Source organism: Streptomyces sp. NPDC023541 (assembly GCF_055559995.1).
This window is the reverse complement of sequence record NZ_JBVHJO010000006.1, coordinates 408,116-423,883: the sequence shown is the minus strand read 5'-3', so window position 1 is coordinate 423,883 and position 15,768 is coordinate 408,116. Positions and strand designations below refer to the sequence as shown.

At 71.6% G+C, this 15,768-nt stretch carries 11 protein-coding genes and 1 pseudogene; 5 read left to right on the top strand and 7 right to left on the bottom strand.

Going from position 1 to position 15,768, the window contains the following annotated elements; genetic code table 11:
• Positions 1 to 76 precede the first annotated feature (76 nt).
• Positions 77 to 1,366 (bottom strand): PucR family transcriptional regulator, encoded by a 1,290-nt coding sequence (locus ACZ3X1_RS18120; protein WP_390073980.1) that lies wholly within the window; start codon positions 1,364 to 1,366, stop codon positions 77 to 79.
• A gap of 583 nt (positions 1,367 to 1,949) precedes the next feature.
• Between ACZ3X1_RS18120 and ACZ3X1_RS18115 the strand changes: the two genes are divergently transcribed.
• The 5 genes from ACZ3X1_RS18115 to ACZ3X1_RS18095 all read left to right on the top strand — a co-directional run bounded on the left by ACZ3X1_RS18115 (position 1,950) and on the right by ACZ3X1_RS18095 (position 7,819).
• Positions 1,950 to 2,819 (top strand): hypothetical protein, encoded by an 870-nt coding sequence (locus ACZ3X1_RS18115; RefSeq protein ID WP_467280246.1) that lies wholly within the window; start codon positions 1,950 to 1,952, stop codon positions 2,817 to 2,819.
• Between the two features lie 29 nt (positions 2,820 to 2,848).
• Complete coding sequence (locus ACZ3X1_RS18110) at positions 2,849 to 4,267, top strand: NADH-ubiquinone oxidoreductase-F iron-sulfur binding region domain-containing protein (RefSeq protein WP_356814926.1); 1,419 nt, start codon at positions 2,849 to 2,851, stop codon at positions 4,265 to 4,267.
• Positions 4,268 to 4,404: 137 nt separating this feature from the next.
• A complete protein-coding gene (locus tag ACZ3X1_RS18105; protein ID WP_356814925.1) occupies positions 4,405 to 5,433 on the top strand; it encodes an SCO0930 family lipoprotein in 1,029 nt (342 codons plus the stop codon).
• Positions 5,434 to 5,574: 141 nt separating this feature from the next.
• Complete coding sequence (locus tag ACZ3X1_RS18100) at positions 5,575 to 6,093, top strand: hypothetical protein (protein ID WP_467280244.1); 519 nt, start codon at positions 5,575 to 5,577, stop codon at positions 6,091 to 6,093.
• A 154-nt stretch (positions 6,094 to 6,247) separates the two neighbouring features.
• The gene (locus ACZ3X1_RS18095) at positions 6,248 to 7,819 is read left to right on the top strand and encodes an alpha/beta hydrolase (protein ID WP_467280242.1); all 1,572 of its coding nucleotides are present in this window, start codon (positions 6,248 to 6,250) and stop codon (positions 7,817 to 7,819) included.
• Between the two features lie 14 nt (positions 7,820 to 7,833).
• On the opposite strand, the pseudogene ACZ3X1_RS18090 reads toward ACZ3X1_RS18095, so the two are convergent.
• The 6 genes and pseudogenes from ACZ3X1_RS18090 to ACZ3X1_RS18065 form a co-directional block, all read right to left on the bottom strand.
• Positions 7,834 to 7,992: pseudogene (locus ACZ3X1_RS18090) on the bottom strand (SRPBCC family protein); the annotation flags it as partial.
• Positions 7,993 to 8,035: 43 nt separating this feature from the next.
• Positions 8,036 to 8,449 (bottom strand): PaaI family thioesterase, encoded by a 414-nt coding sequence (locus ACZ3X1_RS18085; protein ID WP_356814922.1) that lies wholly within the window; start codon positions 8,447 to 8,449, stop codon positions 8,036 to 8,038.
• A 46-nt stretch (positions 8,450 to 8,495) separates the two neighbouring features.
• Complete coding sequence (locus ACZ3X1_RS18080) at positions 8,496 to 10,520, bottom strand: NADPH-dependent 2,4-dienoyl-CoA reductase (protein ID WP_362622866.1); 2,025 nt, start codon at positions 10,518 to 10,520, stop codon at positions 8,496 to 8,498.
• 403 nt (positions 10,521 to 10,923) lie between these two features.
• The gene (locus tag ACZ3X1_RS18075; RefSeq protein ID WP_467280241.1) at positions 10,924 to 13,953 is read right to left on the bottom strand and encodes an alpha-mannosidase; all 3,030 of its coding nucleotides are present in this window, start codon (positions 13,951 to 13,953) and stop codon (positions 10,924 to 10,926) included.
• Between the two features lie 73 nt (positions 13,954 to 14,026).
• The gene (locus ACZ3X1_RS18070; protein WP_467280240.1) at positions 14,027 to 14,896 is read right to left on the bottom strand and encodes a carbohydrate ABC transporter permease; all 870 of its coding nucleotides are present in this window, start codon (positions 14,894 to 14,896) and stop codon (positions 14,027 to 14,029) included.
• Positions 14,893 to 15,768 carry a carbohydrate ABC transporter permease gene (locus tag ACZ3X1_RS18065; protein ID WP_390074669.1) on the bottom strand — a complete coding sequence of 292 codons (876 nt, stop codon included), beginning with the start codon at positions 15,766 to 15,768 and terminating at the stop codon, positions 14,893 to 14,895. The genes ACZ3X1_RS18070 and ACZ3X1_RS18065 overlap by 4 nt, the downstream gene beginning before the upstream one ends.

The following is a 15,768-nucleotide window of genomic DNA, read 5'->3' as shown; positions in this document are numbered from 1 at the left end:
TGGGTGGTGCGCACGGGCACACGAAAACGCCCGGGCCGGCCCCGTTATGACGGGGCCGGGCCGGGCGCGTTGTGTCTCAGAGGCCGTTGACGCGGGCCATACGGCCGACGACAAGCGGGGTGAAGTCCGCCTGGATCACACGGGCCGTCCTGCGGGTCACGCGTGAGTGCTGGCGCCGCACCTGGGCCATCAGGCGGCGGCTGCGCAGGGCCATCTCCAGCTCGAACCGGGTCCGCGGATCACGCAGGCCGGTTCCGAAGAGCTTCTCCAGCTGGCGCATGCGGTACCGCACGGTCTGCGGGTGCACACTGAGGGCCTTGGCGGCCTCGGGTGCCCCGCCGCCCTCGAGCCAGGCGAGCAGGGTCACCTCCAGCCGCTCGCTCTGCCGCGGGGTCAGGTCCGCGAGGGGCCGCAGCCAGCGGGCGGCCAGTGCATGGGCGAGGGGTTCGTCCTGGAGCAGGAGCAGGGTCGAGAGGTGGTCGTCGACGAAGACGGCCCTGGCCTCCAGGCCAGGCCGGCTGGGCGTCAGCGCAGCCAGACGCAGCGCCCAGCGCAGGGACGATGCCGTGTCCCGGAGCGGGACGGCGTGACCCACGGCCGCGAACCGGCCGCGCAGCAGGTGCTCCAGCGGTACGCGGACCTCCGGGTCAGGGCTCGGGACCAGCAGGCACGGCCGGCCCGCGAACATCCCGACGAGGGCGTCCTCCATGACGCCCGCGAGCTGCTGCGCCTCGCCGGGCGTGGCCGGCACAATGGCCCGTACGGCCAGCGGGAGGGGCCATCCGGCCGCCTCGGCGAGTTCGGTGAGGGAGTTGTCGGACGCGACGCGGTCGTCGGTGAGGGTCCTGAACAGCTCCTGGCGGGCCTGCTCGCCCGGCCGGTTGCCTTCAACGGCCTCCTCCTCGGATTCTTCACGCTTGGTCACCCGGAGGCGCTCCCGGCCCGTCTCGCGGACCCCGTCGCGGGACCCGGGGCGGGCCTCCTCGCGGACGTCGTCCCGTCGGCCCTCGTGCGTTATCTCGCACTCGTACGCCGCCTCCCTGCTGCCGGCCGTCTTCCGGCCCGCGGTTTCGAGCTCGGTGGCGAGCTCGGTTTCGACCTGGTTCTCCGCCAGATCCTGGCACTCGTCCGTTTGTTCCCGGGATCGCTCCTTGTAGCCGAGAGTGGTGAGGAGTGCCTCTTCCACCCGCTGCCGGAACAACTCTGCATCGATGGCATCGTTGTCATCGATAAGTGCGGAAAATTCCGGAATTCCATGCAGAAGCTCCTCCACTATCTCGGCGGCCAGTGCGGGAAGTTCCCTGCGCAGGACGCGCGTCCACTCGCCTCGGGGGCGGGACCAGATGCGGTTCAGAAGTTCGCACATCGTTTTCCTCGTTCGTGCCGGGGTGAGGCCTGCCCGGGGAAGAGCGGCAGACCCGCCGAGGTTGCGCCTCGCGTCAACTTCCGTGTCTGACACGAGAGTTGCTGCCCTCGTACTCCCTCCTGGAGAGGTCCGACCACCCACACTCCCGGGATTTTGCTCTGATTTTGCTCTCCGGGACGCGTAGGTGGCGGGCGGCGCGGTGGCCTGTCGCAACCTCCGCTGGAGGGGAATCTTCCGGTGTTGTTCGATGAGCCGGAGACGCGCTGCGAGAAATTATCACGTTTCGATAAATCCTGTGGAGCTGATGTGCAGCTCCACGATGCTGCTGCACTCCGGCCCCAAGTTCCCTCGGCCGGCGCGGAGTTTAAAAGCGCGGCCGGGCAGAGACGACAACGACCCCCGGGTCCCGAGCGCCAGGTGGATCGCTCGGAACCCAGGCGCACAGGAGACCTGGATGCCCTTGTCCCAGCCGCACATGCCTCGCCCACACAGGGCCCGCCGTAAGAGCCGACACGCGGCATCGGCTCCGGCCGCCGGACGGAGGGCCGTTCGGCGGCCCTCACTCCTGCCCACGCCCGGCCGGATGAGTCCGGGCGCGATCTGCGCCGTCGGCGCGGCCATCGTCTCCGTCACCGTGGCCGCCCGCGCGGGCGCCTTCTCCCAGCTCTGGGACTTCCTCGACTTCGGGGCGGGCGTGCTCTCGCTCGTCTCGCTCACCTCGACCGTCCTGTGGGGACTGGTCTCCACCGACAGGCTGCTGCTCAAGTCGGGTCACCGGCTGCTGGCCCAGGGTGTGCATCGCGGGCTCGCGGTGTCCGGCCTCGGTTTCCTGGCTCTGCACATCTGGGTCAAGGTCGCGGAGCAGCGGACGAGCGCGTCCGCCGCGGCGGTGCCGTTCACGGACATCGAACAGCCCGTGCTGATCGGGCTCGGGAGCCTTGCCGGATACCTCTTCGTCGCCGTGGCGGTCTCCGGTGCGGTGCGCAGCGTGTTCGCCACCAAGGGCCGGTCCCTGTGGTGGCGGGCCCTGCACTTCGCCGCCTATCCGGCGTGGGGTGCCTCGCTGGTCCACGGGCTGAAGGCGGGGCGCGCGGCAGACCTCTATGTCACGGTGGCGTACGCGCTCTGCCTGATCGGTGTCGCCGGCATCCTCGCTTTCCGCGTCAAGGCGAGGATGGCCGAGGAGCCGTCAGGTCCACCCGGCCCGATCAGCGCTCCGCAGCAGCCCGTCGTGGCCGCCGTTCCCCGGCCGCGGCGGGAATCGCGTGCCCGGGCGTCAGGCTCCCGGGAGAAGTTCACCGGGCCGGCCGCGCCGCCACAGGACGACAGCCCCGCACTCACGGCCGTGTACGCGGCCGACCCGGCCGGCTCCTACATGGACGCCGGCCTGGGCATGGGCTCCGCCACCGGCATCGACGGGGACCAGTTCGCCACCCGTGAGTGGCGGCTGTGAGCGGCTTCCCGCGCCCCAGCCTCGGCTGCGTGGGCGCTCCCAGACTCCTGGCCGGCCTCGACCAGGCCCCCCGGCTCGACCGCGTGGCGCACCTGACCACCCACGGCCAGATGCCGCGCTACCGGCCCGACGAGCTCGTCGACCTCGCGGAGAACATCGACCTACGCGGTCGAGGCGGGGCCGGGTTCCCCTTCGCCCGGAAGCTGCGCGCCGTCATGCGCGCTGCCGAAGGCCGTGACACGGGAACGGCGGTCGTCGTCAACGCCAGTGAGGGCGAGCCCAGTTGCCTCAAGGACAAGGCGCTGCTGCTGCACGTCCCGCACCTGGTGCTCGACGGAGCCCTGCTGGCCGCCGCCGCGGTCGGCGCCGACGACGTCGTCATCGGCGTCACACGGCCCGACGTGGAGCAGTCACTCCGCGCGGCCATCGCGGAACGCGGCCCCGCCGGCCGCCAGGTCCGCGTGCAGGCTCTGCCCGAACGCTTCGTGACCGGAGAGAGCACCTCCATGGTCAACGGCCTGAACGGGGGACCGACGCTGCCTTCCGGACAGAAGATCCGGACCAGCGAGCGGGGCCTGGGAGGCATGCCCACCCTGTTCTCGAACACCGAGACCTACGCCCAGCTCGCCGTCGCGGCACGGCTCGGCGCGCTGGACTACCGCTCGGTCGGCCTGCCGTCCGAGCCCGGCACCGTGATGCTGACCATCGCCGGCAACACGGTCGTCGAGGCGCCCCTCGGAACCCCGCTGGCCTACGTCCTGGAGCTGTGCGGCCTGGATCCCGGCCAAGGCGTCCTGGTGGGCGGCTACCACGGCAAGTGGCTGGATCCGGGGTCCGCGCGCATCGCCGACCTCTCCCGGGGCTCCCTCGCGGCCTTCGACGCGGTACTGGGGGCGGGGGCGGTGCTGCCCCTGCCGGAGGACACCTGTCCGGCCGGCGAGGTGGCGAAGGTGGCGCGGTGGATGGCGGACGAGACGGCCGGCCAGTGCGGCCCCTGCTTCCGGGGGCTGCCCGCGTTGGCCGACGTACTGGACGACGCCGTCAGGGGCGGGGGCAGAACGGCGCTGGAAACCATCGAAGCCCGGATGAAGGTGGTGCGGCGCCGCGGCGCGTGCAGCCATCCGGACGGCACCGCGGCCTTCGTGGCCTCGGCGCTCGCGGCGTTCCCGGACGAGTTCCGCGACCACGCCCTCGGCAGCGGCTGCGGCCGGCGGGTGGTGGGGGCACTGCCCCTGCCGAAGGACGAGACCCCGGAGGAGAGGCTGGTGGTGGACTGGACCCTGTGCAGGGGCCACGGGCTCTGCGTGGACATCCTCCCCGACGTCGTGCGGCTCGACGCGGACGGTTACCCCTCCCAGGCGTCCATGCCCGTGCCCGCACAGCTGCGGCAGAAGGCGCTGCGTGCGGTGCGGCGCTGTCCCGCGCTCGCGCTGCGCATCCAGGACTGAACCATCTCCCCCGGGTTCAATGTTGGCGCGATCTGACAAATTCTCAAGGATATCGGCATTCTCCTCCACCGGCCCCGTAGAAATTACCCAAGGCACGAGAACGCGAATCCTGACCTGAAGGAGAGATCGTGAAGAAAATGCGTCGTGGAGTATTCGCCGGGTCGGCCGTCGCGGTATTGATGCTGACCGCCGCATGTGGCAGCGGCGAAAATTCCGCGGGAAAGGGGGATTCGGTCCAGCCGGTGGGCGACAGCAAACAGGCGGGGTCCGGCTACGACGGGTACGGGGGCGGGTCGGGCGCAGTCCCCGCGGCCGACGCCGTCAAGGCCGGCCCGGCCGGGGAGCTGAAGGTGAAGGCCTCCGCGGAGCTGGGATCGACGGTCACAGACAGCGCGGGCTTCACGCTCTACCGGTTCGACAAGGACACCCCCAAGCCCCCGAAGTCCAACTGTGAGGGGGACTGCGCCAAGGCTTGGCCGGCAGTCTCCGCGGACGACGCCTCGGCCGGTGAGGGCATCGACAAGAGCCTGCTCGGATCGGTCGAACGGGCCGACGGCACCAAGCAGTTGACGCTGGCCGGCTGGCCCGTGTACCGCTACGCGAAGGACACCAAGGCGGGCGACACCCTCGGCGAGGGGGTCGGCGGAACCTGGCACGTGCTGGCACCCGACGGGAAGCCTGCGAAGGCCGGCGGCGGTGCGGCCTCCGGGTCGGGCGCCGACCCGAGCGCGGGTGGCGGCGCGGACGCCGGCGCGGACGCCGGCGCAGGCGCGGGCCAGGCCGGCGAGCAGGAGCCGGCCAAGGCCGACCCCGTCAGCGTCAACCGGAACACCAAGCTCGGCCCCATTCTCTCGGACGCGGAGGGCCGCACGCTCTACCGCTTCGACAAGGACAGCGCCTGGCCGATGAAGACCAACTGCCTCGGTGCCTGCCTGAACACGTGGAAGCCCGCCAAGGCCGTCGACAAGGAATTGGTGAAGGGAATTCCCGCCGAATTGGTGGGCACGTTCAAGCGGCCCGACGGCACCGAACAGCTGACGATCGACTGCTGGCCGGTGTACACGTTCACCGGCGACAAGGAGCCCGGTGACATCAACGGACAGGGCAAGCAGGGCGTCTGGTTCGCGGTCTCCGACAAGGGCAAGAAGGTGACGGCCACCGGCTGAGGCCGCGGAGCCCACCCCCGAGGGCTTCCCGGACTTCCAGTTCCACTGAACAGCACGACACCCCCGAAAAGCGCGTGGTGCCCGGGCCCCTCCCCTCCCGGGCACCACGATCCCTTTTCCCGATCAGCCCGCGAGGTTCCCATGCCGTCCACCGCCCGCCCCGCCCACCGGATCCGCCCGCCGTTCGCGGCCGTCGCCGCGGCGTGCGCCGCCGCCGTGCTGCTGTGCGGAGGGTGCGCAGGCGATACGACCGCGCCCGCCGGCTCGGCGAAGGCGGCCGGCCCGGCCACCCCGGCCGCTCCGGGCACCTCGATCGAGCAGATCGCCACGGCCATCGGCTGCACCGCCGAAGTGAGCGTGGAGGCGGACGAGTTGCGGCAGGGAGGCTGTGAGAACGGGCAGGGCGCCTACCGCATGGCCACGTTCGCCGCCCAGGAGGGGCTGCGCGCCTGGCTGGACGAGGCCCGGGCGTACGGCGGGGTCTACCTGGTGGGCGACCGGTGGGTCGTCACCACCCGGTCGGCGGACGCCCTGAACGCGCTCCGGGAACGACTCGGCGGCTCCGTGGAGACCGGGACCGAGCACGGCGGCCCCTCCTCCGAGCACTCGGGCTCCTCCGAGCACACCGGCCACCAGCCGACTCCTGCCGCAGGCGGTTGAGTTGGCACCCGCCACGGCGACGGCGCGTCGGCCAGTGTCCTGATATCGGCTCATTCGTGAGAAGCACACGGCACGACCCTTCGGGATGATTCGGCCGGGCCCTTCCGTACAACAAGGTTGGGGCGTAAGCGACTTCTCCGAAAGGAACGGCTTCGTGCGCCTGAAAAGCCTCGCACCGCTGCTCGCCACCGCCGGACTCATCGCCGGCACCGTCCCCCTGCTGGCCTCGACGCAGGCGGCCGCGGCTCCCACGGCCGAGCACCTCCGGCAGAAGCCCGCATGGCAGCGGTGCAGCCCCGAGCAGCCGGCCTCGTACGAGTGCGCCACGATCAAGGTCCCGCTCGACTACAGGCGTCCCGACGGCCGTACGATCGACATCGCGATATCCCGGATGAAGAGCGAGAACCCCGCCAAGCGGCACGGCGCCATGCTGCTGAACCCGGGCGGACCCGGCGGTCCGGGGCTCGATCTGCCGCTGCTGATGCACGGGCTGATGCCCAAGGAGGTGCGGGAGAGCTACGACCTGATCGGCTTCGACCCGCGCGGGGTCGGTGCCAGCAGCCCCATCACCTGCGGGCTGGAAGACGCCGAGCAGAGCTTCGACCGCCCCTACCGTCCTGAGACCTTCTCCTCCGACGTGACGTGGGCGCGCACCGTCGCCGACAAGTGCCGTGAGAAGTCCGGCGCGGTGCTGCCGTACATCACCACCCGCAACACGGCGCGCGACATGGACACCATCCGCGCGGTGCTGGGCGAGCAGAAGATCTCGTACCTGGGCTACTCGTACGGGACCTACCTCGGCGCGGTGTACTCGCAGATGTACCCGGAGCGCACCGACCGCTTCGTGCTCGACAGCGGTGTGGACCCCCAGCGGATCTGGCGCGGGATGATCCAGGTGTGGGCCACCGAGGCCGAGCCGGCCTTCGCGCGGTGGACGCGGTGGGCGGCGGAGCGGTCGGGCGAGTTCGGGCTGGGCGACGACCCGAAGGCGGTCTCCGACACGTTCTGGGCCCTGGTGGAGCGCGCCGACCGGGAGCCCATCGACTTCGAGGGTTCGAAGGTCACCGGAGACATGATCCGGTCCGCGCGAGGGGTGTTCTTCTACCCGGCGCAGGCCACGCCGCTGGTCGCCGCCCTGAAGGCGGCCGCCGAGGGCAAGCCGCAGGCGGCGGGCACGGACGTGCAGGGGCTGAGGGCGAAGCTGCTGGGCCGGACGGCCGAGGAGCCCGCCTCGGACAACGGCACGGCCGTCTTCTGGGCCGTGGTCTGCGGGGACACCGGCAGCTGGCCGCGCTACACGGAGCAGTACGAGCGGGACGCGGCGAAGGACAAGGTGAAGTACCCGCTGTACGGGGACTTCGCGTCCAACATCAAACCGTGCGCCTTCTGGGACCGGCCCGTGGAGTCGGCGACGCCGATGCACAAGAAGGCGAACGTGCTGACGGTGCAGAACGAGTGGGACTCCCAGACCCCGCTCACCAGCGGCCAGGGCCTGCACCGGGCGCTCAAGGGCTCGCGGATGGTGCTGGCGGGCGGCGGTGAGGGCCACGGCGTGTACCTCTTCGACCCCGCCTCCTGCGCCAACGCCCCCATCGACGCGTACCTGACCACGGGCCGGCTCCCCGCCCAGGACGTGACCTGCCAGAACCCGCCGGCGGCCGCCGGGAAGCGCGGGTCCGGGCCGGCGAAGCCGGTGCCCTTCCCCGGGGCTCCCGGGCGCTTTTGACCCGGGCCGGAAGGTCAGTTCGTGAGGGACGCCTCCGCGGCCGCCTTGATCCGGCGGCCGAAGTCGGGGGCGTCCTTGCGCGCGGCTTTCAGCGCCGGGCCGACTCGGAGCTTGCCGAGGCCGTGCCCTTCGAGGGTGTTGAAGATCCGGACCCGGGTGCGCCCGCCGGGGAGGGTGCCATGTTCCCAGGCCGGCGCCCGCCGCGCGCGGCGGCGGTCAGCCGAGCAGGGCGTAGACCGTGGAGGCCGTGGCGGCCGGTTCGCCGGCGCCGTCGGGCGTCAGTGTGATGTCGGCGAAGGCCATGCGCTTGCCGAGCTTGGTGACCCGTACGTGGATCAGCATGTCGGCGCCGACCACCGGACGCTGGAAGCTCGTCGACTGCTGGACGGTGGTCATCGGGCCGTACCCGCCGCGCGCGGCGGAGATCGCGATGACGGTGGCGGTGTCTGCGGCGGCCATCATGGCCTGCCCGGAGAGGCCGCCGCCGTCGCGGGCGAGCTCCGCGGACCAGGGCAGCCGCAGGACGGCGTGCCGCTCGCCGGTCTCCTGGACGGTCAGTCCGAGGGCGAGCACCCAGGGGGCGAAGTGGTCGGCGAGGATCTTGTCTGCGTCTGCGGGAGAGAACGTCACCGGGAGATTGTGGCGGCCCGCACGGACCGCCACAATCCCCTTTCGGTCAGAGCTTCGCTGCCAGTTCCGTGCCCTGGCGGATGGCCCGCTTGGCGTCGAGCTCGGCCGCCACGTCGGCGCCGCCGATCAGGTGGGCGTCGATACCGGCCGCGCGCAGGGCCTCGTACAGGTCCCGGCGCGGCTCCTGGCCGGTGCACAGGACGACGGTGTCGGCGGGTACGAGGCGCTGCTCGTCACCGACGGTGATGTGCAGGCCGTCGTCGTCGATGCGGTCGTAGGCGGCTCCGGCGACCGAGACGACCCCGCGGTGCTTGAGCTCCGCGCGGTGGATCCAGCCGGTGGTGGTGCCGAGGCCGGCACCGACCTTGGTGGCCTTGCGCTGGAGGAGGTGGACCTGGCGCGGGGGCGCGGGCCGCTCGGGGGCGGTGAGCCCGCCGGGCCCGGTGTACGCGGTGTCCACGCCCCAGTGGCGGAAGTAGACGTCCGGGTCCTGGGAGGCGCCCTCGCCGCTGTCGGTGAGGTACTCGGCGACGTCGAAGCCGATGCCGCCGGCGCCGACGACGGCGACGCGCTCGCCGACGGGGGCGCCGTCGCGCAGCACGTCGAGGTAGGTGACCACGTTGGCGTGGTCCACGCCCTCGATGTCGGGGGTGCGAGGAGTGACGCCGGTGGCGACGACGACCTCGTCGTAGCCCTGGAGGGTCTCGACGTCGGCGCGGGTGTCCAGGCGGACGTCGATGTCGTGTGCGGCGAGCTGGGTGCCGAAGTAGCGGATGGTCTCCTCGAACTCCTCCTTGCCCGGGATGCGGCGGGCGATGTCGAGCTGGCCGCCGATGTGTCCGGAGGCCTCGAAGAGGGTGACGGCGTGGCCGCGTTCGGCGGCGGACACCGCGCAGGCGAGGCCGGCCGGGCCGGCGCCGACGACGGCGACGCGCTTCTTCAGCTTGGTGGGCGAGAGCACGAGCTCGGTCTCGTGGCATGCGCGCGGGTTGACCAGGCAGCTGGTGATCTTGCCGCTGAAGGTGTGGTCGAGGCAGGCCTGGTTGCAGCCGATGCAGGTGTTGATGGTCTCGGGGCGGCCGGCCGCGGCCTTGGCGACGAAGTCGGCGTCGGCGAGGAAGGGACGGGCCAGGGAGACGAGGTCGGCGCGGCCGTCGGCGAGCAGCTCCTCGGCGATCTCCGGGGTGTTGATGCGGTTGCTGGTGACCAGGGGCACGGAGACCGCGCCCATCAGCCGCTTGGTGACCCAGGTGTAGGCGCCGCGCGGGACGGAGGTGGCGATGGTGGGAATGCGGGCCTCGTGCCAGCCGATGCCGGTGTTGATGATGGTGGCGCCGGCCGCCTCGATCTCCTTGGCCAGGTGGACGACCTCGTCGAGGGTGGAGCCGCCGGGGATCAGGTCGAGCATGGAGAGGCGGTAGACCAGGATGAAGTCCTCGCCGACGGCCTGGCGGGTGCGGCGGACGATCTCCAGCGGGAAGCGGACGCGGTTCTCGTAGGCGCCGCCCCAGCGGTCGGTGCGCTTGTTCGTCGCGGCGGCGATGAACTCGTTGATCAGGTAGCCCTCGGAGCCCATGATCTCGACGCCGTCGTAGCCGGCGAGCTTGGCGAGGCGGGCGGCACGGACGAAGTCCTCGACGGTGCGCTCCACCTCGGCGTCGGAGAGCTCGTTGGGGACGAAGGGGCTGATGGGGGCCTGGATGGCGCTGGGCGCGACCAGGTCCTTGTGGTAGGCGTAGCGGCCGAAGTGGAGGATCTGCATCGCGATCTTCCCGCCCTCGGCGTGCACGGCGTCGGTGATCACCCGGTGCTCGGCGGCCTCGTCCTCGGTGGTGAGGCGGGAGCCCCCCTCGAAGGGGCGGCCGGCGTCGTTGGGGGCTATGCCGCCGGTGACGATGAGGCCGGCGCCACCGCGGGCGCGCTCGGCGTAGAAGGCGGCGAGGCGCTCGAAGCCGCCCTGGTGCTCTTCGAGGCCGGTGTGCATCGACCCCATGATCACGCGGTTCGGCAGGGTGGTGAAGCCGAGGTCCAGGGGGCTCAGCAGGTGCGGGTACCGGCTCTGGGAACTCATGGGGGCGCCTCCTCGCGCGGGGGTGATGAACCTGTTCTAGCGAGGCGGGCCAGGTTTTGCAACTAGGTGCATAACCGAGAGGACTCCCTCTCCCCGGGGTTCCCGGCCCCCGGGGACGCGCCTGTGGCGGAGTTCACGCCGCAGGCTCGGCCGGCTGGCGGACCAGCACACCGCGACCTCGCCCGGCGACGCGGCCGACGGCTGGGCCCCGTACCTCTGCTGCAGCTCGCTGTGGTCTCGACCGGTTCGAGGACCCCGGGACCGGCACCTGTTCCGGCCCGGCGCCCCGATACCGTCCAGGGGCTCGCCCTGCTGCAGGGGCCGGGCCGGACCTCCCGCCGGACATCGAGCGCCGGACGCCTCGGGCGGTGACCGGTCCAGGAGGCGTCCCACGGGTACGGGCTCAGGGGCGGCGGAGGCGGAGCGTGACGATCTGGAAGGGGCGCAGGGTCAGGGTGATCGCGCCGTCCGCCCCCGGGGCCGGGGGCGTGACCGCCGTGCCCGTGAGGGGCCGTTCCAGCAGGTCGCTCTCGACCGCCTCCGCGACGGGGAAGCCCGCCGTGAGGGTGGCCGTGGCGCGGCCGCCGCGGGACTCGTAGAGGCGGACGATCACGTCACCGCCGCGGTCCTCGGCGAGCTTGACCGCCTCGACCACCACCGCGTCCGAGTCCACCGCCAGCAGCGGGGCGACCGGGCCGGCGCCCGCCACGGTGCGTTCGGGCAGGTTCAGCGCGTGGCCCTCGCGCACCGCGTCCCCGATCCCCGCGCCGGGCGCGAGCGAGAACCGCAGGGTGTGGGCGCCCTGGTCGGTCTCCGGGTCCGGGTAGCGGGGGGCCCGCAGCAGGGAGAGCCGTACGGTGGTGGTCTGCCCGCCGTCGGCTCGTACGTCGCGGGTCACGTCGTGCCCGTACGTGGAGTCGTTGAGCAGGGCCACCCCCCAGCCGGGCTCCTCCGCGTGGATCCAGCGGTGGGCGCAGATCTCGAACTTGGCCGCCTCCCAGGAGGTGTTGATGTGGGTCGGCCGGTACACGTGCCCGAACTGCGTTTCGGAAGCGGTCCGTTCGGCCTTCACGTCCAGCGGGAAGGCGGCCTTGAGGAACTTCTCCGTCTCGCGCCAGTCGACGTCCGTGACGATGTCGACCGTCCTGGCCCCGGCCCGCAGAGTGATCTGCTGGACCGCGGTGGACCGGCCGAAGGAGCGGGTGGCCCTTACGGTCGCCGAGCGCGGCCCGCTCTCGGTGACCTCCAGGCCGTCCAGCCCGTCGAGGTCGGTGACGTTGTTGCGGTAGAACTCGTCGACGTCCCAGGCGTCCCACATGTTGGGGAAGTCGGGGTGGATCTGGAGCAGGTTCGCGGCGGCCCCCGGGGCGACCGCCTCGCGGCGCGCCTGTAGGTCGTAGACGGAGACGATCAGGCCGCGGCCGTCGATCTCCACCAGCAGCCGGCCGTTGGCCAGGACGTGTCCGCCGCCGTGCCGCTCCTCGACCGTGACCGGCTCCGACGGGCGCTCCGGGCGGCCCGCTCCGCCCGCCGGGATGCCGTTGCGGGCGTGGGGGGCGCAGTTGAAGACCAGTTCCTCGGCGCCCTCCCCCGCCAGGGCCTGCTGCGCGGCGAGGGTGATCCCCCGGAGCTCCCCGGCCACCTTCGCGTACGTCTCGCGGGCCTCGCGGTGCACCCAGGCGATGGAGGAGCCTGGCAGGATGTCGTGGAACTGGTGCAACAGCACCGTCTTCCAGATCCGCTCCAGGTCCTCGTACGGATAGGCGTACCCCGCCACCCGGACGGCGGCGGTCGTCGCCCACAACTCGGCCTCGCGCAGGAGGGATTCGCTGCGCCGGTTGCCCTGCTTGGTCTTGGCCTGGGAGGTGTAGGTGCCGCGGTGCAGCTCCAGGTAGAGCTCGCCGGCCCAGACGGGCGCGTCCTCGTACTCGGCGCGGGCCTTGTCGAAGAAGGCGTCGGGCCGCTCGATCTCGATGCGCGGGGAGCCTTCGAGGTCGCGCTGGCGCCGGGCGCGGGCGAGGTGCTCGCGGGTGGGTCCGCCGCCGCCGTCGCCCCACCCGAAGGGGGCCAGGGAGCGTGAACCACGCCCCTTCTCCCGGTAGTTGCGTGCGGCGTGCGCCATCTGGGCGCCGCCCAGGTCGGAGTTGTAGGTGTCGACGGGCGGGAAGTGCGTGAAGACGCGGCTGCCGTCGATGCCCTCCCACCAGAAGGTGTGGTGGGGGAACTTGTTCACCTGGGACCAGCAGATCTTCTGGGTCAGGAACCACCGGGAGCCGGAGAGCTTGACGATCTGCGGCATGGCGGCGGTGTAGCCGAAGGAGTCGGGAAGCCAGACGTTGTGCGTGTCGATGCCGAACTCGTCCAGGAAGAACTTCTTGCCGTAGAGGAACTGGCGGGCCATCGCCTCGCCGCCGACCATGTTGGTGTCGGACTCCACCCACATGCCGCCCACCGGCACGAACTGGCCGTCCGCGACCTTCTTCTTGATCCGCTCGAAGAGCTCGGGCCGGTGGGTCTTGATCCAGTCGAGCTGCTGCGCCTGCGACATCGCGAAGACGAACTCGGGGTGTTCGTCCATGAGGTTGACCATGTTGGAGGTGGTGCGGGCGACCTTGCGCACCGTCTCGCGCAGCGGCCACAGCCACGCGGAGTCGATGTGGGCGTGGCCGACCGCGCTGATGCGGTGCGCGGAGGCGTTGGCGGGGGCGGCGAGGACCCCGGCGAGGCGTGCGCGGGCGGCGGCCGCCGTGCCGGGCACGTCGGTGAGGTCGACCGCGTCGAGGGCGGCGCCGAGGGCGCGCAGGATCTCGTACCGGCGGGCGTCGTCGGCGGCGAGCTGCGTCATCAGCTCGTAGAGCACTTCGAGGTCCTGGACCAGTTCCCAGACCTCCGTCTCGAAGAGGGTGAGGTCCATCCGGGCGAGGCGGTAGAGGGGCTGGTCGCCGCTGGTGCGCAGGTCGCCCTCGTAGGTGGCGCGGTGGTCGACGAGGACCGGGTTGGCGGCGGCCTCGACGTACCATTCGATCCGCTCGCCGCCCTCGGCGCGGTCGGCCACGCGCACCCAGTCGTTGTACGGGTTGAGCGCCTTGACTTCCCCCCCGTCAGCCCGGTGGACCAGGCCCTCGCACTGGAAGCCGGGCATCATCCGGTCGAAGCCGAGGTCGAGGACGGCTTCCACGGTCCGGCCGGCCCATCCGGCGGGGACGGTCCCGGTGACCCTGAACCAGGTGGTGCCCCAGGCCGGACCCCATGCGTCGCCGGGCGCGCAGGGCTCGTAGGGCGCCGCCAGGCCGTCGGCGACGGGGACGGGCTCGCCCGGGGCGTCCCAGCGCTCGACGGTCAGCGGGAGCGGGCTGGAGTGGACGGCGGGCCTGATGCGCTCTTGGAGCACCCGGCGGAGGCGGTGCTCGGTGATGCTGCGGTCGTCATGCATGACAGCTGCTCCTGCTCCCGGAGGTGGTGGTCGGTCGGTACGGAGGGCCTGCCGGTCGGTCGGACGGTCCGGCTCACAGCTTGACGGCTCCCTCGCCCACGCCCTTGAAGAAGAAACGCTGGAGAGCGAAGAAGAGGAGCATCATCGGCAGCAGCGCGGCCATCGCGCCTGCGGCGATGAGCCGCTGGTCGTTGACGGTGGTGGCGCCGGCCAGGGTCTTCAGGCCGAGCTGGAGGGTGTAGTGGTCGCTGTCGGTGAGGACGAGCAGCGGCCAGAGGAAGTCGTCCCAGGCGCCCATGAAGCTGGTGATGCAGACGACGGCCAGGGCGCCCCTGGCGGAGGGGACGAAGACCCGGGTGAAGCGGGCCCACTCGCCCGCTCCGTCCAGGACGGCGGCCTCCTCGACCTCCTTGGGCACGGCGAGGAAGGCCGCACGCATGATCATGATGTTGAGGACGGAGACCGCGCCGGGCAGCCAGACCCCGATGAGGGTGTCGACCAGACCCATCTCACGGACCGTGAGGAACATCGAGATCATCACGGACTCGAAGGGGAACATCAGGGTGGCGACGAGGACGGTGAAGACGACGTCGCGCCCTTTCCAGGCGGCGCGGGAGAGGGCGTAACCGCCCATCGCGGCGAAGAGCAGGTTCGAGGTGATCGCGAGGACCGCGACGACGAGGGTGTTGCCGACGTACTGGAGCAGCGGGAAGGACTCGGCGACGCGGACGTAGTTGTCGAGGGTGGGCCGCGTGGGCAGTACGCCGTCGTACACGTTCTCGGTGCGGCCGCGGACGGAGGTCAGGAACTGCCAGACGATCGGGCCCAGCATGACCACGAGCATGAGCAGCAGCGTGCCGTAACGGGCGGCCAGGCCGAGCCGGCGGCGCGCGCGGCCGGGCGGCGGGGATGCGGAGGCCGAGGCCGAGGTCGGGCGGCTCATGCCTCGTCCCCCTTCGTCAGGCGGCGGCCCAGCAGGCTGAAGACCAGCGTGAGGAGGAACAGCAGGATGGATATGGCGGAGGCGTAACCGGTCTCGCCGGCGAAGCCGAGGCCCACCTGACGGATGAGGAACGGCAGCGTGCGGGCTCCGCCGCCGGGTCCGCCGCTCTCCCCGCCGAGGATGTAGATCTCGGTGAAGACGCGCAGCGCCGAGATGGCGGAGAGGGTTCCGACGAGCAGCATCATCGGTTTCACCTGGGGGACGGTGATGCTGAAGAAGCGCCGGACGGGACCGGCACCGTCGATCGCGGCGGCCTCGTGGAGGGAGGCGGGGACGTTCCCGAGGGCGGCCAGATAGAAGACCATGTAGTAGCCGAGGCCCTTCCACACGGTCACGATCATCGCGGAGACCAGCAGCATCGTGCTGTCCGTCAGGAACGGGACCGGCTCGGAGACCAGGTGGAGCCGCCGGAAGACGGTGTTGACGAGGCCGTCACTGCGCAGGACCCACTGCCAGATCAGCCCGACGACCACTGCGGAGGCGATCACCGGCGTGTAGAAGGCCGAGCGGAAGAAGCCGATGCCGGGGAGCTTGGCCTGGACGAGGACGGCGAGGGCCAGTGGCAGGAGGACCAGGCAGGGGACGACCACCAGGAGGTAGAGCACGCTGTTGCCGGTGGCGACGAGGAAGTCGGGGTCGGCGAAGGCGCGCCGGTAGTTGTCGAGGCCGACGAAGCCGCCGCCGCGCAGGATGCGGGCGTCGGTGAAGGAGAGGACGACGGTGTTGACGAACGGCCACAGGCTGAACAGCAGCACCATCGCCAGGCCGGGGGCGAGGAAGAGGTACGGGGTCCACCAGGTGCGGTGGGGCAG